This window comes from Bacillus sp. SA1-12 (genome assembly GCF_000981385.1).
Taxonomy (GTDB): Bacteria; Bacillota; Bacilli; order Bacillales; family Bacillaceae; genus Metabacillus.
Map to the genome: position 1 here is coordinate 25,730 of NZ_LATZ01000019.1, position 20,551 is coordinate 46,280.

Sequence of the window (20,551 nt, forward strand, 5' to 3'; positions counted from 1 at the left end):
CCATATTTTTTTGCTATGCTTACGGACTTTATAACCGCTACCTGTAACAGGCTTTATAATCGTTTTCGACAGTTTACTGGTCGTAAGCTTTACACCTAGTTGATCTTGAGGACATGGTATTCAAAGCACTCTTTAACTGCCTTCACAGCCGTAGGTGTATCTGTTTGCGGATAAAACTCAAATCCAACTGAGCCGCTATATCCAATTTTATCTAAATGCTTGATAAAATTCTTAAAATTAATCACACCCGTGCCCGGCTCATGACGTCCTGGTGCATCCGCAATATGAAGATGTCCAATATACGACAGATATTTCTCCGTTGTCTCACAAATTTTACCTTCATTTAAATACATATGATAAGTATCATATAAAACCTTAATATTCGGAGAACCAACAGCAGCGACCAATTCAACCGATGTCTTCGTCTCAGTCAAGAAGTTGCCACAGTGGTCTTTCTCAATGTTCAAGGCCTCAAGTACAAATGTAATGCCTGCTTCCTCAGCCCATGGCGCAATGGTTTTAAGCACGTCAAACATTGTGCAAATGCGGGTTTCATATGAATAATCGTCAGACAGTTTCTTTGCATACTGTGGCCATTCCTCTAAGGAGTCCGAATGGATAACAAGGATCGGACAGTCAACAATTTTTGCTGCTTCAATCGATTTCTTAATATACTCCAGATAAACTTCTTTAGTTGCCGGATCACACATAGAATAAGGACCATCACCGGACATAGCAGCAAGCTTTAATCCATTTTCATCTAACAGCTTCTTTAGTTGGGGAAGATCTTTATCCTCCCATCCCCACATTTCAACAAAATCAAAGCCGTCGTTTTTAGCTGCTGCAAAGCGCTCTTCAAATGGAAGTTCAGAATATATAGACTCGATATGGATATCTCTTTTTAACATATAGATTTCCTCCTAAATTTTAGTTAAGTTTTTAATCAAGTTTGTTTTTAGTGTTATTTGTGCTAGATTAGATATTGTATAATTTTTTATTTTGGACTTTAAAATCAGTTTAATAATCAACCCATATGGCGCCTTTATCTGCCGATTCAACGCATTTTTCAACCCACTTAACACCTTGTACACCTGCATGGATATCCGGGAACCAGAAATCTGTTTTTTCTCCTCTTTTTGACTTATCTATTGCAATGGCAAATCGGCGATAAAGGTTTGACCACGCATCGAATAATCCTTCTGGATGACCTGCGCTGATACGGTCTTCTTCAAGTGCCTCCAGGTACAAGTAAGCTGCCCCGCGTTCCAACACACGCGCAGGTTCACCTTCAACCTCATATGCCAGCTGATTCGGTCGTTCATCCCACCATTCAATTGAAGCTTTTGAGCCAATTATACGGATTTTTTGACCGTGTAAGGAACCACAGTTAATGGCAGACGCCCACATTGTTGCCTGTGCACCATTCTCTAAGTTCATCAAGACAAATGCGTTGTCTTCTAATGCGCGTCCCTCAACGAATGACTTACGGGAGCACATCAGGTTCGTAATCTTAAAATCTGGCATAATGGCTTCAACTAAAAAAAGAGGATGTGTACCAACATCAGCAATGACACAAGACGGTCCTGCAGATCTTGGATCCATGCGCCATTTTATCGCTGGATTCTCATTTTCAATTGCGGTATGATAAGCACCATGAGCAAACTGCATATTGATAAGACGTATTTCACCCAAATCACCATGTGCAACCATTTGGCGCGCCTGCTCAATCATCTGGTGCCCTGAATAGCCATAAGTTACGCCGACGACAAGTCCCTTTGAATTAGCAAGCTCTTCAAGCTCCTCTGCTTCTGCTGTCTTAAAGCAGAGTGGTTTTTCACATACAACATGCATCCCTGCCTCAAGTGCAGCCTTGCATATTTCATAATGCGTGGAGTTCGGCGTCGTAATTGACACGGCTTCAATACCGTCCTCACGCTTTGCTTCTTCCGCAAATAATGTCTTGTAATCTGGGTAACACCTGTCTGGATCTACACCGAGGGAGATTCCAAAACCTTTTCCTCTTTCAGGATTAATGTCAAATGCACCTGCTACAAGTTTGAATGAATTGTCCCTAAGTGCTGATGAGCGATGGATATAGCCAATCTGGCTGCATTTGCCGCCGCCAATCATTGCCCACCGAATCGGTTGGTCTAACGTTTTTTCCCCATTAATCATGCTGTTCCTCCTTTTATCTTCTGTTAAATTAGTAAAATTAAAATCCAATACTCTTTAGATAATCCAAGCTTACCTTGACATCTCGAAGACTCGTACCTGAATTTTTTGGGTCACGTTCTTGTTCAATCGTGATGTAACCATTATAGTGAAGCTCCTCTGTCAGCAACTTATATATCGCAGGATAATCTATAATACCTGTTCCAATGGGACACATCGAACCTTTGCTGCATCCATCAAAAAAGCGAATATGGTCATTTAAAACTTCTTCATAGATTTGACCATTGATATCCTTAAAATGGATATAATCGATCCTATCGGAATATTTGCGCAGCCATTCGATTGGGTCCATTCCTGAATACTGAAGATGTCCGGTATCTAAACATAATCCTGCCAGCTGATATGGAATGTCCTGTGCCACCTTATCAATCTCGTCTGCAAATTCGATGTAACCGCCCGCATGAGGATGAATAACCGGACGTACACCCCATTTAGCTGCAGCTTCACAAATACCCTTTATATGATTCATCATTTGGTTCCAATCTGTATCATTTAAACGAGGGGCTCTTTCCGAATGCCCTGCTGTAAAATCCCGCTCATCGTGTCCCCAGTCCATTACCGTCAGATATGGAGTCTTAACATGCTGACCTTCCTCCATAGGTAATGACGGTAGCTTTGTAATAATCGAACAAATATCATCCACTTGCTTTAACAGATTCTCGTAATTGCTCTCGTCTACCAAATCATCAAAAATGGTTCCTGCTACAATTGAAAGTCCGTTCTTACTCAGTTCGTTGCTCACCAGTTCAATATCGATCGGAATGTATCCGTAAGGTCCAAGCTCGATTGCCTTATAACCAGCCTTACTTGCTTCCTGAAGCACCCTTTGCCAGGGCGGATTATTGGGATTATGAGGATCATCAATTCCCCAACTACATGGTGCACCTGTAATATGAATTGCCATTGTCTAATATCACTTCCTTTTTTTATTCGATTGCGATTCGACATCCCTTAGCGATTTTTTTGAAAAGTAATGCAAAGGACCGTATTCCTTGTAAATACATTTCTCGGCAAACTTCTACTTCATTTCACTTAGAGCAGCTATATTCTCGTACTTAAACCTAAAAATATAACTTCATTTCCCACTTGTGTGCGCTTTCAAAAATAATTTTGTTTTACATGTTAAATTTTATCTGCATATCTCTATCTTGTATTTTCAATTCTTGTTCAAATTACACATATTTCTCCTTGATTTTAGCGTTCAGCAAAATCACTATTGTAAATTCTTGCTTTTTTTCTAATTAAACAGTTATAATCCAATAAAAATTATTAAAAATATAGATAAAATGAATAGATGCTTCGTTTTGTGTGGAGGTGTACATGATGGTTAAAGTCGGCAAAAATTCACCGGTTATAAGCAGCTTTGAAAAGCAGCCATATTTAATTGCGGCTAATGCAGAGGATAGGATGCAGACGCGGATGGCACGTATGATGCATATGCATGACGACAGGATCGAAATCCTACTACTACAGAGCGGCCATGGAGTTCATATCATTGATGGGAAGGAATATGAGACGAAGCAAGGAGATATCTTGATCTATAATGCCGGAATCAAACATGAGGAGTTTGCGGATTCTGAGAACGGTATGGATATTTTGAGTTGCGCGATCGGTAATGTTTGCATTAAGGGGCTTCCACCGAATGTGCTTTTTGCGAAGAAGTACTGTCCAGTTATTCAAAATAGGAGCTGTTACCACGAGATTGGGGCACTTATGGATATGCTCTACAACAATTTCTTAAGTCGCAGTCCATCAAGGGAACTTGAATATCATCTTCTGTGCTCACTACTTTTAATGGTACGTGAGACTGTTATGCGTGAAGAAAGTAATGAGGAACAAAAAGAGCAAGAACTTGGGCATCTTATACTGAGGTATATTGATGAGCATTATATAGAGGATATAAGCCTTCAAGATATTGCTGACGAGTTGAATATGAGCCCATACTATATTTCCCACGCATTTAAGCGCACGACGGGGTACTCGCCGATGCAGTACGTGATTCGGCGACGGATTGGAGAGGCACAGTCATATCTTTTGTCGACGGATAAGACCGTAACAGAGATTGCCTATTTTGTTGGTTACAACAGTGCAAGCAACTTTAATAATGCTTTTAAGAAAATGGTCGGCATGTCACCGCAGAGTTATAGAGAGTTTTGGAGGACTAAACCGTAAAAAGGCAAAATAGAGTAAATATAAAATGCTTGAAAAATGTTCAATTTTATGGCCCGATTTGTGTAGCGATATTAGGTATGTTATTGATTGTTGGAAATGGCATAAGTGCAATGGAAAAGGTGAACTACTTGGGATCTTTTATGGGTTGTTTACAGCTGCATTTTACGCTGCATTAATGTTATTGATTAAATTTATTCAAAACATGGCCAATTTACTATAAAACTTTTCTTCATGAAAATGGACATTTTCATGAAGAAAGAAGCTTTCCTTATTTCCTAATAGAATAACTATAATAAGTTCTTAACCCTACCGTTAGCAATCCTTGAATTACATATATCAGCTCTTCACTACAGAGAATGAAAGATAAATACGTTCTTTCATGGTAGTTGAAGAATTCAAAAATTATTTCAATACCCTTCCTACAAATGAATTATATGCATCTGATTCAGGTAATCTTTTTCTCATAATAAAAGTAATTAACACAATGACAAGTAGATGACCAAAAACAATCTTATTACCTAATAACCCAAGATTACCGAGTAATACATACCACTGCTGCACCAAGCCCCCATGCTACTTGTGCCACACCACAGTGTCTTGCGCGATTTTCTTTCGGTGCATTTTCTGCCCATAATAGTCCATGAAGCAGTAATATCTGCCCTTCAGCGATTCCAACTATAATAAATCCTGTTAACAACATTCCAAAGTTGCTACTAAACAAAATAAAGAGGATACCTAAACTATAAATTAGCATCCTCATTGTATAAATTAACTTTCTTCCATTCGGTCTGCTAAATAGCCTCCTAACAACGCACTTATTGCCGCAGATATAGCATTTGTACTCAATGCACCTAGAAGTCCGATCTGTGTTCAGATAAACCTAATTGATTTACCATAAGGTTAAACCCGCAGAACCTGCTACAATATAACCTGCATCAATATAATTAGCTAATTGAGCAGCAATAGTTCGTTTATTAGAGGACACTTCTATAATCTCACTCATTAATATTCTCCTTTATAAATGTTCTATTGAAACATCATCAGATCATAACATCTTTTAAAATATCTGCTGTTTTTTTAATTCCTTTGTAAGAATCTATTGTATAATCTTCGTGTTCAATGCTTAACACGCCGTCATAACCAACCATTTTTAATTGCACAATAAAGTTTTTCCAGAAATCTTTTGGATGTCCATAACCCGGGATAGCAAAATTCCAAGAACGTTTAGAAAATTCCAGTACATGTTTCGTATCTAAGAGTGTATTTAGTTTAGCTTGCCTGTTTTCAATTCTTACATCTTTAATATGAACATGATAAATATCGTTCTTAAGCTCTCGAATAACTTCTATTGGATCAGCCCCCATCCAAAATAGATGACTGGGATCTAGATTAAATCCTATCGCATCGTCTGTAAACACTTTCATTTTTCTGAAGGTTTCAACATTATAAACAAGTTGGCAGCCATGCGGTTCTAAAGCAATTTTTTCAATTCCATGTTTTTTGGCTAATTTAACCGTCTCTTGCCAATATGGAATAGCAACATTCCACTGATAGTCAATAATCTCATGCGTTACTGGTGGCCATGAAGTAATTGTCCAATTAGGATATTCATCATTTGGACCCCCGCCAGGTAATCCTGACATCATTACAATAGTTTTAACATCAAATATAGATGCAAGTTGAAAGGTTTTTCTAACAATTTCCCGATCAGCTTCTCCTTTTTCACCTGGGTATAACGGATTTCCAGAACAATTAAATGCAGATATACGTATTTTGTTTTCTTCTAATTTTTCTTTAATTGTCTCGATTAATTCTCTGTTTAAAAGTAAAGCATCTATATCTATATGTGGTGCATCTGACCAATTGCCACACCCCAATTCAATTTCTTCTACACCTAATTCCTTACAAGAAGTTAATAAATGATCAAAAGATAAATGACCTAAGCCATCTGTAACAAGTCCAATTTTCATAAAGTATACCTCTTATTCTGTTAAATATTTAATTGAAATATTTTTATTCTAGAAATATATTATTATATAATCCATTCTTTAGAGAAGGCAGGAACACTTGGCCTAATCTATCATTTTCAATCATTGATTAATGACACGTTTACAAACTTTTCTTTTTCAATGGATTTAAAACAAGCTTCAATAACCTTCATATTTTGAATTGTATTTTCCATCATGTAGCTTGGCATTTCATTCTCCAATATACATTTGGAAAAATATTCTACCTCCAGTGTATACTGGTGTCCAAGTACTTTTTCTTCCCTATGAACTCCATCTTTTGTATTGACTATTACCTGAGCTTCCCCACCAAACATTTGTGGTACAAAGGCCCTTGGTACTCGAATACTGCCTTTTGTTCCAATGATTTCGTAATAATCTATTCTTGTTCGATCCATTGCGGCATCAAATACGGCTGTCATACCATTATCAAGTTCCATTATTCCTACTACAGACATGTCCACCCTTCCCTCAGAATCCCTTTTTGGGGAGACAAAAACCCGATTAGGCTCAGTATTTAAAACATTTCTGATAGAGTGAATGCAATAACACCCAACATCATAAAGGCTGCCTCCACCTAATTCTGGTCGCATACGGATGTTTTCAGCTTGCTTTTCAAGGTAAAATGAAAGGCTTACCTTCATGATTTTTAATTCACCAAAATCAGATACAGACATATCATCCTCTTTGTAATTCTTCATTGTGCTTGGATTGTTAGCAATTGATTCTAGGATAGATAACGCTGCACGATAGATATTACGTTTATTAGTGGCTGATGAAGGGTTATATTCTGTATGTGGAGTTAAATCGGCTTCCATTAAATAAACTGTTAATTCTTCCTGTGACAGATTGATACCTCTTACTTCTAATTGTAGACGTTGTAAGTTAGTCATTTGATCATTCCTTTCTGTAAAATAAAAAAACACTAGAATACTAGTGTTTAAAAATTTCCTTTAATCTAATCTTTATCTGTTCCCAATCTGATAAGGAATTTATTTTCTCTATGCCTAAATAATAAATAATGTCTTTTTTTAATGGGATTAAGTACATGTCTAATACTTGCTCGATTAACTTAATTGGATATAGTTCATCTTCTTCTATTAATTTGTTAAAATATCCCCAAAAATTTTCTTCTGGATTATTAGTAATAACATTGTAATGTATCATATTTCTCATATTACTTATTTCTTCTTTTAAAGTCTCTTCATAATTATATAACAATGAACTAACTCTATTTAACCTGGAACTATTAAAATGTTTAAAATCCTCTTTACAATAATCCCTCAAGTTATACAAGTTATCAAAAATTTCATCTGTCTTTAATGTTACTAATCGAAGAAGTATATAGTAATCCATAAAATTAGGATTTTTTAATTTATCGAAATAGTTTTCCTTAAGAAAAATTGTATCGCTTATTTCTTGAATAGATAGTATAAGCCTTGTAATAAAAGCATTTCGGATATTATTGTCTTTAACAAACAATGAATTATGATTTATGTCTTTACAATCATATTCCTCTATAGACAGGACTTCTTCTTTTATTTTTGTAATATCTATTTTTTGAATCCCTAATGTCCGTTCGAATTCATTTGCAAGAAATCCACTTAACTCACCTACATAAGAAGTAAATTCGAGAACTTTCCTCCTGATATCTACACTTCTTTCTTCTCTAGGCTTTGGTAAAGTTTCAGTATCTAATAATACAAATGAAACATAAAGTGTACTTCCTACAGGGTCTTTGTTTGAATCTAGATAAAACCCAATATTGTTTAATTTTTCTCCAAATGCATCTATGTGATATTCTAATATTTTATTAAAAATTTTTTGATTGTACCCTCTTTTCATAGAGTAAAGGTGTACTTGGTTACGTATATGCTTTATTCTTACATCCACTACCTGTTCTGTAATGAATGATTTATAGACTTCATCTATTATTAAACACATATCTCTAAAGACAGAATATACATGAGTTGTTAAAAATTGTTGGTTCTCTCTTAAATTAACAATTAATCTTTGAATCCCAATAATATCATTATAAGCAGTGATATATGCATTATTATTTATTTTAATCACTCCTTTTTATATAGTTAAATATTACCACAATACACTTTATAAAGGATACAATGTTTTCTAAAAAGGAAAACACCCACTAAATGTGAGTGCTTGCGTTAATATTCAGGTTTATAATTGACTACCTCAACTTTATACTTAGGATATTTTTGTCCAATCATTTGGGTCATAATTTCAAAACCTTTTCTTTCATTTGGTAGTATTACGTCACTACTATTAACAAAAGAAGTTTCAGTATCAAGAATGTTCCCATTTTCATCAAAATATGTTGACTTTACTTCAACAAAACTATATGCAGTTTCACTATTGTTTTTAATTGCACCAGTAACATAAATAAAGTCCCCATCAATTGTTCCTTTATGCTCCACTACTTCTAAACTAGGAGTATCATCTGTATCTGTAGAAGTAGATTCAGTTAAATCGATATTTATTTCTTCAAATTTTAAGTCTTCACCATTATACTCACCGTATTGAAACTTACTTGTATTAAAATCATAAGAAAATAATTCACTTTTATCATTTTCGTTTTTACTATGAACCATTACAGATTGAATATCACAGATCTTATTATTATTTCCACATTTTATCCAGCCTTGATAATCTATAGCATCAACTAATTTAAGTGTAATTCCCTGTTTTTCTTCTTTAGTCAAATTATTAAATTCGTCAGTAGTATAAGCACTTAAAATATAGGGCATTAATTTATACTCTTCATAATTAGTTGGTTCAGTATAATCATCTTCAACGTAAAGATACTCAGAAAAATATTTAGAAAGTTCCTCATCTTCTTGTAATGTTGTAACAAATTCCTTAAATTCTTCTTCATTAACACGAAAGTAATAAAAAATAAAAATTCCAGCAATTAGTAATGCAGAAATACTTGTAATTATTATGATCTTCTTAGGTGGTTTCTTAGTTTCTTTAATTTCCGTTTCCATTAAAATCCCCCTTTATATAGTATAGTTAAATATTACCACAAAAATAACTATATAAAGAATGTATTTGTTCTTTATAAGAAATAAAAACACCCAAATTAATGAGTGTTTTAATCTTGTTTACTTAAATAATGTTGAAACTTAGGAAGTTCTCCATAAAGATGTACAAATACTTCATCCCATCTATCATTTTCATGGAAACATTGTGCCAAACTTTCTGCAAAATGATAATCATGATTATGTTGAGGGACAATTTTATAAACCTCATTTTCATAAGAATGATGGTTTACAGTTTCACCATTACCAATACGTTCTCTAATGGAATCAAACAAGTCCATAATTTGTTCGTATTGAATTTTTGTAACACGATACTCAAACAGTAAACGATCTATGCTAGAATTTGAAAACAATAATTCCTGCCTAAACTCTAGAAAGTCTAATCTTTCTTTATCTTCCAATCTATTCACCTCCCATCTACCTAACTTTATTCGACAGATGGGTAAAAATCCCTTGTGAGAAATAGGAAAAATTTATCGGTGTGAAAAATTTAATATGCTGCGGACTCATTTTGTTGTTTAGGGGTATTTATATACGTTGTTATGTATACTACCATTGTATATTAGTGTATATCATATTCATTCTAGTTTACATAATAGTTCCTATGGGAAGTTGATTAATTTTAAAACCTTTATACACCAATGGTTTGACAACTTCCCATTTTTATAGAATATACACTATTTTATACACCCTTGATATATCAACATTTATAAGCCTTCGTACACTCTTAAAACTGTATAAAATTTTTCTTTTATTGTAACTTTAAAATGAATAGAAAATGCATACGATACAATGTAAAGTAGATATACTTTACACTCTGAAAAATCAACCCATCTGCATCCCTTTTTTTATTGGGGCGCTCTAGCCAGCGTATAACAAGAGCGAAACTTTTAATATATCCTTTCTATATCTCACCCTTGTCATCATATCAACGTTTCTGATAAACAAAAATACGACCAAATGGTCGCTTAATCACATTATTCACCATTGGACTTATACACAGATTTATCCACGGGTTCAATATTCTCTTCGCTTAACCTTTGCAACTCCATTTGTATATCACTTGTATACGGACTATGGGAAAGCACACTCTCTAAACTCAATCCACCCATTTCACGCAATACTTTAATATTCTCAATGATCTCCTTATCATTGCTTGGCATAGCATACTGGAACACAATATCAAGTGAATCATAATCATCATCACTAAACGTTACACCTTTGTATGCTAACAATGTTCTAATCTTATCAAAACGTTGTTCTAAACCATCTCTCATAAACTGTTCATTCATACCTGCTTTAATATTAGCCAATTGGAACAATAATTTAATACTAACTTCACTAAGATTAGATATATCTGTCTTATTCATACTGACAGAAGGTGTCTGTGATATGTCTAATAATGATTGTACTAATGTCTTATAGATAGTATTAAATGATTGATAATCTAATTGGTTACAAACCATCTTGAAGTCGCTGCCATCATCTAACTGGATACCCATACCTACAACATTAGTAGATATTCCATCACCTTTTAATTGTTGTCCAATTGCTACTGGAATAGGATTATGATGTTTGTAAAATGAATCAGTATACTTACTAATCAAATCCTCCATTGAATCTAATATACTAATCCAATCCTCTAACTCACTTCTACCTTCTGTAGCACTCATTTCATTTTGATTATGATAAACAATAGGTAAACCACTAAGATTTGGATTTTGACCAACTAAACGTAATTTACCTCCTAGATTGTTGTAACTATATACAACTTCATCAGTAAACACAGTGTAATAACTAACTGCATCTTGCATATATGCTTCAATAAAAGCGATTAGATTATTCTCATTATCATAAATAGGATAACTTGCTGAAGGATCTATTGACTTACTTTTAATTACTCCCTTATCCATATAAATGTATTCAGTACAAATACCATACTTATTTACCTTATCTAGAATAGACATATTCAAACGGTCATATTTACCCTTTTTATTTACCCTTTGATATTCCTTTACAACATTCTCTTTACCAGTCAATGTGATAGGATTCTGTAATAAATATGCAGTTTGGAAGTTTAATAATGTCTTAGCATACTGTAAAACAATCTTTCTTGGCTTGAACTCCTTACCACCGTACATTTCCGTTGGTCTATGAAGAATCGCATGAAAACCGTTTAAATATTCTTTTAAGTCCATTATTTTATTTACTCTTTGTTGCTGACTAACCATACTAATTTCATCTAAGAACCATTCAGAACGATTCTTATGATATAGTTTCAAATAAGTATGTAACTTATCTTGTAATTCGCTTGTCACTATAAATCCCCCTTATAATAGAAATAAAAACGATAATCCTATCAGAACCACCGTTTGTAAACTCATAAAAATAACTTAGGTCACTAACAGACCTAAGCAATATCAACGTACCACTTACCTGTTTTCATTCCTTGAATAGCCAATGCACAACTAATAACCAAGTCATCATGATTCTTTTCACCTTTTTTGTTACCCATCTTGCCATCACTTTCTTGGAATATCTGCATTTGCTGCAACGTCTCTTTACATTCGATATTGATTAATCCTCGTTCAAATTGCTCTTTTAAGTCACTGATTAATACACTCTTACTTGCAACTGTAGTCATGAATCCTAATTGCATTTTCTTTTTACCTTTTTGATCAAACATCTTTTGCTTATATAGATTCATGTAATTGTAATCTCTTCTTAAACGTTCTAATAATGGTGAACCATAACTGTTTCTCTCAACACATAGAAACGCATAATTGTATAATCTGCCTATCTCGTTTACTATTTCTGCAAATAAATAAACAGGCACTTTGTTATTGTAGATACTAAGCACCTGTTGTCCATCTGAATCAAATATTGAAATTGTACTATCATCACCGCCACCACCAGCAGACGTATCAACACCACCATAATACTTCATACCACGTTTAGACAAATGATAGATATATAATCCTCTATTTATGTAATATAGTTGGAAGTCCTGAGTGAACCTCTCTTTTATCAATTGGCTCTATAAGATAATTAATCCGCTCTAATACTTTGATCAAATACACTTAATCCTGTACTAATGAAACTTTCCATTGGATTTGATGGGTACTCCTGTTGAAAGTCCTGTAAATCCATATCAAGTAACTTATATCTTCTCCACATAAGAAAGCGCAGATTTGCGCCATTATCATAAAGTATCTTTTCGTCTGGCTCTAATTCTGCTACAGATAACCTTTTACCCTTATTCGATTCTTTATGGTATTTCTCGGCTTCATCATGGTCATTTTTAAATTGTTTCTTATATAAATCATGATAGAAAGGAATAAACATTGCTTTGTACTTTGAATTACCTTTCCAAGCAGACATAAACAGTTCATAATACTTATTTCCAATACCATTTGAAGTTGTCTCAATAGTCAACTGACTAATATCACCTTTCATTAGTGATTGTTCAGCCGATAATAATTGTATATCTTGTTTAGAGTAAAAAGCAAACTCTGACAAGTGAATGTAACTGTATGTACTACCACGACCTATTGACTTATTACCTGCAACTATACAACTAATCCTAGAGCCATTATCAAAGAATATTTCATCTCTATTTTCCCTTCTTACTTTAGGGAATAAATCGGGATATTTTTCTCTAGGCAACCATTCCTGCATGGTTTTCAACTTCTCAAATAATGCCTTAGATGAATCAAGTTTATATGAAACTATAAGAATATTTTCATTCTCATTTCTTAATGCTCTCCATAATGCTTTAGCAAGGGTAAATGTACTAATTCCACCTTGTCGAGCCTTAGAAACAATTACAAAACGATTCTTATTCATTAAGTCATGTAACTCTATTTGTGCAGTATTGAGTTCTAATTTAACCTTTTCATTATTGTTATCAATGATGTAAACGAAATTCTTTGCAAATAGAGTAAAATCATCCATGATCAGATTTAATTTTTGCTTTTTAGTTAATGCCATAATCTCACCTCCAATAAAAAAAGCAGGTTATAACTAACCCACTTAAAATTATTTATTCTCCTTCGAAATAAGAAAAATCAACTTCTTTTACAACAAACTTCTTTTTTATACTAACACCGATATTATTTTCTATCATTAACCTTGCTAGTCGTTTTCCATCTATTAGGATAATTTTCTTACTTTCTAATCTATCAACATATTCCCTTGCTCCACTTGTAAAAGTTGAAGTAGTAATAAAAATCCCTTTTCTCGCACCTTTAGCATCAAGAGCACCGGAAAAACTCATTACATCAGGTCTACCAACTGTATTTTCCCATCTCTTTGCTTGTACATAAATATTATCAAGACCAAGTTTATCTTCTTTTATAATCCCATCTAAACCACCATCATTGGTTTTTTCTGTAACTTCTCCATCTCCATATCCCATTGCAGTTAATAATTCGATAACAATTGTTTCTAGTCTCCTCCAATGTGCTTGTTTAAGGTGATCAATTAAATCATTTATTAAATCTTCCTCTATTTCTTCTACCTTATCTTCAATAACTTCAAAAGGATCAATCACATGTTCTAGTTCTTCAATTTCTTCCTCTATTTCTTCAAAACTATCATTTAATAGTTGTAACCCATCATCTGTAATCTGATATGTATATTTGCTAACTTCTTCAATATACTCTTGTTTTTTAAGAGAAAACCTTGCTTGCCTCATTCTTTGAGAGAAAATAAATTCTTTACTATCAGGGGATGTTATACTTCTCTGTTCATCCGTTAATTTAAAATACTCGGCAACACCGTTATTAATCATCGTTGTGGTATAAGGTTTTTTATCTCTAATGACACTTAAAAGTGGGATAACTAATTCTTTTTGACTTGGAATAATAGTTATTTGATTATTCAAATGTCCATTTAACCCTGTATCATTAAATACAGGTAAATCATCTAGAGATGTAGGAACACCCTTTGATTGGAAAATCTTTAATATCTCTGTACTTGAGAACCCTTTTTCACTCATTTGTTTAATAATTAAAAGTACTTGAAATGATTTATTATTATAATATCTATTCTTTCCTTCCTTATAGGAAGGGATAAATTGTTTGAATAATCTTATCCATCTTCTTCCAGACGATTCTGACCATCCAACTTTATTAGATAGTGCCGTTTGTGTCATATAACCTTTTTTCATCAAATCAACCCCATTTTAGTTCTAACTAGTTATATTTTACCATGTATTACAAAGAGGTTATATTCTTTTTGTTAATTCAAAGTTCTAATTCATCATCATCTTCTTCAATTTCTTCATCATCTACACTAAATGCTTTTTCGGCTGCCTTTGCATAATTTGATATATCCTTTTGCAATTGGAGAAATAATTTAACGCTCTGTGTCTCTCCTGTTTTTGCTAATTCAGATACTTTTTTATAAATTTCATCTAAGTCATTGGCGATACAACTGTCTAAGTAAATTGCTAGTAATTGTTTATATTCGGCTGTACGTTCCCATTTGATAAACTCGTTCATAGTCTTATTGCCAGTAAACTTTAAAAATTCTTCTTCTGATTTTTGAGGAAGGGTTTGATCATAACGAATATCATGTTTCCACTTGAAATACTCGGCTTTCTTCCATCCTTTGAGTTGTTTCAATGCTTCATAGATATTCATTCAGTTTCACCTCTTAAAATTCTTAATCCCTCATTACAAGCATCTATCATCTTTTGATTTAAACGTTGCATTTCTTTGATATTGTTCACAGTAAGTTTTGTATGCTGAAAGTTCCTTTATCACCTTTTCAGTAATTGGAATTGTTTCAAGTTTACGATTCTTACCGAATACTGATAATGTTTGATTTTTAAAATCAATATCAGACCATTTCATAGATGTTAATTCACTTAATCTAATACCAGTACCTAAAAGAGTAACGATAATTGTATGATCACGATAAGCCCAGAAGACTTTCTCTCTTTGTTTAATTCTTCGATAATAGTTGAGCATTTGCTTGATGTGATAATCAGTAAATACCTCAATTCTTATGTCTTGTTTGGCTTTTGGAATTTTGCTTGCAGGATTCTTCTCAATTACTTCAATTTCAATCATGTAATTAAAGAAGGCTCTTATCCTTTGTAATTTTGAATTGGTAGATGAAGCGTTATTCCCTTTCTTTTGAGAATGTAGAATAAACTTCTTCACAATATTAGGGGTTACATCTTGAACATTTACAACTCCATTCTCAACACAAAAATCTAAAAATAGATTAAGCATGATTTTGTAATTTTCTAATGTATTTGGGGTAACATTTTTAAACTCTCTATCGTCTAAAAATTCTTGTAGAGCAAATTTTAACAACAAAAAAACCACCTCACATTTTTGTGAAGTGGTTTACCGGTGTTGTAGTAGTTTCTAGCACGACCACATTATTTTCTAATGTAGTTAAAGTGCTTTGAGCCCTTGATACAACTGTTACGATGACCTGTGAGGGACTTGAACCCCCGACCCCTTCCCTGTCAAGGAAATTATGTTATTAGGCAACGCGCGGACAAATTTTGCTAATCCTTTTTATATCAATGGATTATGAACTATTGGAATGCTACTTTATGCCACTCAAAAATCATTTGTGGTCAGTTTGGTCAGTTGATTGGTCAGTTAATTTATGAGTTTTATTGCCCTACCAATCTTCAAATTGTTTAAAAAAATGAACCCAAACCATTTAATTGAGGTCTAAAACAATAAAAAAGAAAATCTGGCACACATGAACTCCCTTGAAAAGAAGATACTACTAAATATGCTTGTAAAAAGGATTGATTTAGATAAGATCGGTGATCGGCCAGTTGTTGATAGTTTGGCTATTACTGATATTGAGTTTTATTAATCTTTTTATACTCGTTGCTTCTTCAACTAACGGTGCAGGATATTTTATCAAGGTTAATGAAATGGTGAAAATATGAAACAATATGATGTTGTAAGGATAATTAAAGATGATCCCAATAATGAGTTTACTAAAGGACAAGTAGGCACTATCCTAGAGGTTTATGAGGATAACAATTATGAAGTAGAGATTTCTGATAAAGATGGGATAACTCTATTCTTGGGTACAATATCAGGAGATTACTTACCACAAAAAAGGTGGAATAATATAGAAAACATTAGGACTATATTCACAAAATAAGTTACACTAATAATAATCAAATTAAAACATAAGGAGAAATGTAACATGATGAAAAAAACTTTAATATTAATTTTTGCACTAACACTATCTATAATTGCTGGTTGTGGCAATCAAGACGAAGGAACGAAAAATGGTTCGGATTCCGCAAATAAAGAAGCAACTACAGAAAATACAAATGAAGAAAAAGAGACGAATAATGATCTCTATTTCAAAGATAATGAAGCAAAATTAAATGACTTAAAAATTAAAATTACAGAAACTAAAGTTATTCAAGCTGGTGAAAAAGGAAATGAATATGGTGAAAAACCTGTATTTGCAATTTGGTATGAAACAACTAATTTAAGTGATAAAGAGATTGACCCTATTACTGGATGGATGGCAGTATTTGAAGCAGTACAAGACAATGATCCTAATGCAGTCAATACTCTTGAAGTTGGTGGACTTCCAGATGACCAATTTCTCGATTCTCAATTAGAAACAATTAAAAAAGATGGTACAGTTAAAAATGCAGTAGCTTATGAATTAGATGATTTAGAAACACCTGTAACATTAATTGCTACACAAGGTATTGGTGGCGATAAATTAGGTGAACAAACTTTTAATATTAAATAAACGTTTTAAATCTGTTTAAAAAACACTTCCATTTGTAAGTGTTTTTTTGCTAATTGATCCCAAAATTAAAGCAGCAGGATGGCACGAAAGTCAAATACAACGTGAATATAAAGTTTTTTACTAACGGGTGCATTTCTCCGAGAAAGAGAAGTGCTATTTTCGGATAAAGTAAAGTCTAGATTTTTAAAAAGAAGACCCTCTTATAAATAGGAGGTCTTCATTCGTTAATTTAAAATGATTTCCATGACCGTGATAGCTACTACGTAGAACTGTAAAAAGCTTGTGGTATACAGTATTATTAAACTGTTTGATCTACTTCATCCAGCAGATTAGCAAGAATCATACTGTTCTCCTGGTCTGCATCAAATTGTACTGTATCATCAAAATGAAACAGCTTATAGGGATTAGGAAAAGTTTCTTGCATGTATTTGACGAATCCTTCTATATCATTACCTAATTCATCATTACGGCGAAACTCCATCATAATAGAACGAAACTTATGTAGTGGTAGATCACATTGAATATTATAAGATTGGCTTATACCAAAATGTCCTTCATCAGTACTATAAAGGTTGTATATATAAGTCAAAGGAAATCCCTCCTTTCTTTTCCTATTATCTTTCCTAATTTGGACAAATTTATTTAAAATGTGAAGTTTAAAAAAGAAACTAATTCTTAAAAAAACTAGTCAAAGATCTTTTTTAACTAATGGTGCATTAGTTAAACAAAATAGAATTTGCATGGTCCTATTATCACGACTGGGTGTCTTGTCCTGACAATAGGACCATGCATTATTAAACTAAGTCCAATTCTTACTTATTTAATATATCTTTTACAATTTTCTTTTCAAATATAATCTGTTACTTGAATACACAGTGTAATTATAGGTACTGAAAAAGGATATTAATTCGAGGTCCCTTTATTGCTGCTTTTTCAATTAAAGAGCCCAATTGCGTAAAATCGTTTTTCTTTAATACCCTCTCTCAAAACAATTCAAATCACTCACATTCATACAATTCCTAAATTATAGAACGATTGTTTGTTTTGTTTGAATATCAACAGAGTTATTTAACAAAGCCTATATTTTAAAAAAATAATAAGTAGAAGCTTTTATGAATACGGTTTTTAATAATTAAGCTAGTCATTATTGATTACAACGAGGTATAGTAATTGTAAGGAATCACTATTTTATAGAAAAGCGGTTTTATGACTAGTTACCAATACTGGCGAGAGGAGAGCAATGAGAGTTATGGATTGGACAGCTATTCTATCTATTACAGGTGCTTTTGGAGCAGCTGCTACAGCACAATTCATTTCACATCGGTTTTCATATAGACGTGAATACAAAAATTATCATAGAGAACGTCTTCAAAATTTATATTTTCCACTATTATTTAAAGTAAGGAATTATATCCATGCAGAGAACTATAAGGTAATATACATGGATCAACAGAAAAAGGATGAGAACGCATTTGAACAAGCTCACAAAGAAGACATGCGGAATCCACGAATTCAATTTGAAAAAATCATAGAAGTCTTAGATGAGAATATAAAATATGCTGATCAAGGACTCATCATACAATATGAAAAAGTTAAAGCGCATATTTCAATTTATATGCAAGATGGACTTGGAAACAGTTGGTTTAATCTCAGAGTGCAAATGTGTGAAGAGTTTTTAAAAGAATACATTTACCTGAGCAAAGCTCTAGGGGTATATACAGAAGAAACAAAGCAGCATATTAAAGGAATAATGTATTACATAAACTTGAGACGTATATTACTAGAATGCTATATGCCCCAAATAGCCGATTGTTTGCTTTATAACATTGAACTACTAGAATTTATGACAACTGTCTCTGATTTAGAAAAAAGTATGATAATTATAAAGGAAATAGAACACGGCAGGAAACGACGCAATAAGATAATGGACACAAATTTAAAATACTCAACTCATCATAGTGAACTTAGGAAATTTCTGGTGACCGAAAAACAAATAGAACGTCATCAGAAGAAACTGCATAAATATTTTAACAGTATACGGAAAAGAGATTTATATTATTTGAAGGAAGAGATTTTATCAGAAGCTTATATATATATGCACGAAGTAATTCCAAAATATAGCAAGCGTGCAGAATATCATAGCATGAATTCAAAGTATACAGGAGAAAAGGAAGGTGAATATGTCATTAAATTAGTAGAAATGTGGAAAGAGGCTTTAGAACAAAAAAGGCTTGATTATGAAACTCAAGAGTTTGAAACAGATTAGGTTCCTAGATAACAGATAATTATGTTCCATTATAGAAACTTTTAGTCCATTGAAAATAAAAAGTTCTATTTAATACTATTCAGGCCATCGAGAAAGTCCAATTTGTTCACAATCTCACACCAATATAAATAGCTAGTTTCGTTAAGAACCATTAGTCCGTTAATTGGCACTTTAATGAAAAAATATTACATGAGTATTTTTAAATAGCAAATCATTTATCCTTCAAAACATAGGTCTACACCAATGTTTTGAAGGATAAATTAATGCAAAGTTATTAATTTCTGTATATCAAAGTAATTGTTTCAAATAGGAATTTATTAATCCTTCTTCTTAGGTTCTTGGATTTGAAGCAATTCAATAAAAACATTAACCATTTCCTGTATTTTAATTCGATTATCAACAAAATGTTGCAAGTTGTAACCATTAAAAAGAGCCATACCTGTAGTTGCTAATGTTCTAGCATCTAATGGACTTCCGACAATACCTTCGTCCTTCATCTCCTGAAAAAAGTGTGTAAGAAATGATCTCCATTCCTCCATCTGGAGAACAAGCCTTTCTTTTATCTTTGGGAATTCATTCGAAATCATACACCCTTGAAGAAGCATAGGAGAAGACCCCTTTACATAGGACTCGTTCACCAAACGCATGGCGTGTTCTGTAAATTTATTTAGCAAATCTCGGTCCTTTCCATTAAGTGCTTCCTTTAAATCTTCAAAAAAGAAATCAATACCTTCTTTTATTAACTTTAGCATGAATTCCTCTTTGCTTGAAAAATGAGCATAGAAAGCACCTTTAGAATATCCAGCATGTTTAACAAGTTGATTAATACTAGTCCTAGAAAACCCTTGTTTAGAAAACAATTCAATGCCTGACTGCATTAATTTGTTAATCGTATCTTCTGATTGCTTTTGAAAATAATTCAACGTAAAAAGCCCCTTTTGAAATTTTTGTATAATTTTTACATTTTATATTCCAAAATATGGAGTTTGAAGTTATAATAAATACAAACCGGTTGGTATTCATTATAGCTATAATGTTGATAAATCTAAAGTCTT

20 protein-coding genes and 1 pseudogene are annotated in these 20,551 nt (G+C 32.9%); 4 read left to right on the top strand and 17 right to left on the bottom strand.

What is annotated here, in order from left to right:
- Positions 1–95: 95 nt before the first annotated feature.
- From WQ54_RS12580 to WQ54_RS12590, 3 genes are all read right to left on the bottom strand, one after another.
- A complete protein-coding gene (locus WQ54_RS12580) occupies positions 96–908 on the bottom strand; it encodes a TIM barrel protein (protein WP_046517062.1) in 813 nt (270 codons plus the stop codon).
- A gap of 109 nt (positions 909–1,017) precedes the next feature.
- Positions 1,018–2,175 (bottom strand): Gfo/Idh/MocA family protein, encoded by a 1,158-nt coding sequence (locus WQ54_RS12585; RefSeq protein WP_046517065.1) that lies wholly within the window; start codon positions 2,173–2,175, stop codon positions 1,018–1,020.
- A 37-nt stretch (positions 2,176–2,212) separates the two neighbouring features.
- Positions 2,213–3,136 carry a sugar phosphate isomerase/epimerase gene (locus WQ54_RS12590; protein ID WP_046517067.1) on the bottom strand — a complete coding sequence of 308 codons (924 nt, stop codon included), beginning with the start codon at positions 3,134–3,136 and terminating at the stop codon, positions 2,213–2,215.
- 416 nt (positions 3,137–3,552) lie between these two features.
- Here WQ54_RS12590 and WQ54_RS12595 point away from each other — a divergent pair, with 416 nt between their 5' ends.
- Entirely contained in the window at positions 3,553–4,404 is an 852-nt protein-coding gene (locus WQ54_RS12595; RefSeq protein WP_084822017.1) for an AraC family transcriptional regulator, read from the top strand.
- 426 nt (positions 4,405–4,830) lie between these two features.
- Here WQ54_RS12595 and WQ54_RS32600 read toward each other — a convergent pair.
- The 12 genes and pseudogenes from WQ54_RS32600 to WQ54_RS12655 all read right to left on the bottom strand — a co-directional run.
- Positions 4,831–5,407 (bottom strand): annotated as a pseudogene (locus tag WQ54_RS32600) (MFS transporter); the annotation flags it as partial.
- 37 nt (positions 5,408–5,444) lie between these two features.
- On the bottom strand, positions 5,445–6,374 hold the full coding sequence (locus WQ54_RS12610) for a sugar phosphate isomerase/epimerase (RefSeq protein ID WP_046517071.1): 930 nt from the start codon (positions 6,372–6,374) through the stop codon (positions 5,445–5,447).
- A 116-nt stretch (positions 6,375–6,490) separates the two neighbouring features.
- Entirely contained in the window at positions 6,491–7,303 is an 813-nt protein-coding gene (locus WQ54_RS34695; protein WP_052737772.1) for a Gfo/Idh/MocA family protein, read from the bottom strand.
- A 40-nt stretch (positions 7,304–7,343) separates the two neighbouring features.
- Entirely contained in the window at positions 7,344–8,483 is a 1,140-nt protein-coding gene (locus WQ54_RS12620; protein ID WP_046517075.1) for a hypothetical protein, read from the bottom strand.
- A 95-nt stretch (positions 8,484–8,578) separates the two neighbouring features.
- Positions 8,579–9,418 carry an FxLYD domain-containing protein gene (locus tag WQ54_RS12625; RefSeq protein ID WP_046517077.1) on the bottom strand — a complete coding sequence of 280 codons (840 nt, stop codon included), beginning with the start codon at positions 9,416–9,418 and terminating at the stop codon, positions 8,579–8,581.
- A 107-nt stretch (positions 9,419–9,525) separates the two neighbouring features.
- Positions 9,526–9,882 (bottom strand): hypothetical protein, encoded by a 357-nt coding sequence (locus WQ54_RS12630; RefSeq protein ID WP_046517079.1) that lies wholly within the window; start codon positions 9,880–9,882, stop codon positions 9,526–9,528.
- A 567-nt stretch (positions 9,883–10,449) separates the two neighbouring features.
- A complete protein-coding gene (locus WQ54_RS12635) occupies positions 10,450–11,790 on the bottom strand; it encodes a phage portal protein (protein WP_052737773.1) in 1,341 nt (446 codons plus the stop codon).
- 92 nt (positions 11,791–11,882) lie between these two features.
- Positions 11,883–12,434, bottom strand: a complete 552-nt coding sequence (locus WQ54_RS35455) for a hypothetical protein (RefSeq protein WP_331435110.1) — start codon at positions 12,432–12,434, stop codon at positions 11,883–11,885.
- Positions 12,435–12,520: 86 nt separating this feature from the next.
- The gene (locus WQ54_RS35460; RefSeq protein ID WP_331435111.1) at positions 12,521–13,462 is read right to left on the bottom strand and encodes a terminase family protein; all 942 of its coding nucleotides are present in this window, start codon (positions 13,460–13,462) and stop codon (positions 12,521–12,523) included.
- A gap of 52 nt (positions 13,463–13,514) precedes the next feature.
- Positions 13,515–14,642 carry a restriction endonuclease gene (locus WQ54_RS12645; RefSeq protein WP_084822018.1) on the bottom strand — a complete coding sequence of 376 codons (1,128 nt, stop codon included), beginning with the start codon at positions 14,640–14,642 and terminating at the stop codon, positions 13,515–13,517.
- Positions 14,643–14,718: 76 nt separating this feature from the next.
- Positions 14,719–15,117: a hypothetical protein gene (locus WQ54_RS12650; protein WP_046517081.1), complete on the bottom strand. Its 399-nt coding sequence runs from the start codon at positions 15,115–15,117 to the stop codon at positions 14,719–14,721.
- Positions 15,118–15,150: 33 nt separating this feature from the next.
- Positions 15,151–15,798, bottom strand: a complete 648-nt coding sequence (locus tag WQ54_RS12655) for a phage integrase SAM-like domain-containing protein (protein WP_084822019.1) — start codon at positions 15,796–15,798, stop codon at positions 15,151–15,153.
- A gap of 595 nt (positions 15,799–16,393) precedes the next feature.
- Here WQ54_RS12655 and WQ54_RS12660 point away from each other — a divergent pair.
- Both WQ54_RS12660 and WQ54_RS12665 read left to right on the top strand, forming a co-directional pair.
- Complete coding sequence (locus WQ54_RS12660) at positions 16,394–16,618, top strand: DUF4926 domain-containing protein (protein ID WP_046517082.1); 225 nt, start codon at positions 16,394–16,396, stop codon at positions 16,616–16,618.
- 45 nt (positions 16,619–16,663) lie between these two features.
- A complete protein-coding gene (locus WQ54_RS12665) occupies positions 16,664–17,230 on the top strand; it encodes a DUF5067 domain-containing protein (RefSeq protein WP_046517084.1) in 567 nt (188 codons plus the stop codon).
- Between the two features lie 298 nt (positions 17,231–17,528).
- Here WQ54_RS12665 and WQ54_RS12670 read toward each other — a convergent pair whose 3' ends face one another.
- On the bottom strand, positions 17,529–17,819 hold the full coding sequence (locus WQ54_RS12670; protein WP_046517086.1) for a hypothetical protein: 291 nt from the start codon (positions 17,817–17,819) through the stop codon (positions 17,529–17,531).
- 651 nt (positions 17,820–18,470) lie between these two features.
- Here WQ54_RS12670 and WQ54_RS12675 point away from each other — a divergent pair.
- Positions 18,471–19,496: a hypothetical protein gene (locus tag WQ54_RS12675; protein WP_156177919.1), complete on the top strand. Its 1,026-nt coding sequence runs from the start codon at positions 18,471–18,473 to the stop codon at positions 19,494–19,496.
- Positions 19,497–19,813: 317 nt separating this feature from the next.
- On the opposite strand, the gene WQ54_RS32610 is transcribed toward WQ54_RS12675, so the two are convergent.
- Entirely contained in the window at positions 19,814–20,419 is a 606-nt protein-coding gene (locus tag WQ54_RS32610) for a TetR/AcrR family transcriptional regulator (protein WP_084822020.1), read from the bottom strand.
- Positions 20,420–20,551 lie beyond the last annotated feature (132 nt).

Bases quoted from the DNA above. Each gene is read 5' to 3' on its own strand.
- WQ54_RS35460 (WP_331435111.1), bottom strand. From the start codon at position 13,462: ATGGCATTAACTAAAAAGCAAAAATTAAATCTGATCATGGATGATTTT.
- WQ54_RS12590 (WP_046517067.1), bottom strand. From the start codon at position 3,136: ATGGCAATTCATATTACAGGTGCACCATGTAGTTGGGGAATTGATGAT.
- WQ54_RS12585 (WP_046517065.1), bottom strand. From the start codon at position 2,175: ATGATTAATGGGGAAAAAACGTTAGACCAACCGATTCGGTGGGCAATG.
- WQ54_RS12665 (WP_046517084.1), top strand. From the start codon at position 16,664: ATGATGAAAAAAACTTTAATATTAATTTTTGCACTAACACTATCTATA.
- WQ54_RS12580 (WP_046517062.1), bottom strand. From the start codon at position 908: ATGTTAAAAAGAGATATCCATATCGAGTCTATATATTCTGAACTTCCA.
- WQ54_RS12595 (WP_084822017.1), top strand. From the start codon at position 3,553: ATGATGGTTAAAGTCGGCAAAAATTCACCGGTTATAAGCAGCTTTGAA.
- WQ54_RS12645 (WP_084822018.1), bottom strand. From the start codon at position 14,642: ATGAAAAAAGGTTATATGACACAAACGGCACTATCTAATAAAGTTGGA.
- WQ54_RS12650 (WP_046517081.1), bottom strand. From the start codon at position 15,117: ATGAATATCTATGAAGCATTGAAACAACTCAAAGGATGGAAGAAAGCC.
- WQ54_RS12660 (WP_046517082.1), top strand. From the start codon at position 16,394: ATGAAACAATATGATGTTGTAAGGATAATTAAAGATGATCCCAATAAT.
- WQ54_RS12625 (WP_046517077.1), bottom strand. From the start codon at position 9,418: ATGGAAACGGAAATTAAAGAAACTAAGAAACCACCTAAGAAGATCATA.
- WQ54_RS12610 (WP_046517071.1), bottom strand. From the start codon at position 6,374: ATGAAAATTGGACTTGTTACAGATGGCTTAGGTCATTTATCTTTTGAT.
- WQ54_RS34695 (WP_052737772.1), bottom strand. From the start codon at position 7,303: ATGACTAACTTACAACGTCTACAATTAGAAGTAAGAGGTATCAATCTG.
- WQ54_RS12675 (WP_156177919.1), top strand. From the start codon at position 18,471: ATGAGAGTTATGGATTGGACAGCTATTCTATCTATTACAGGTGCTTTT.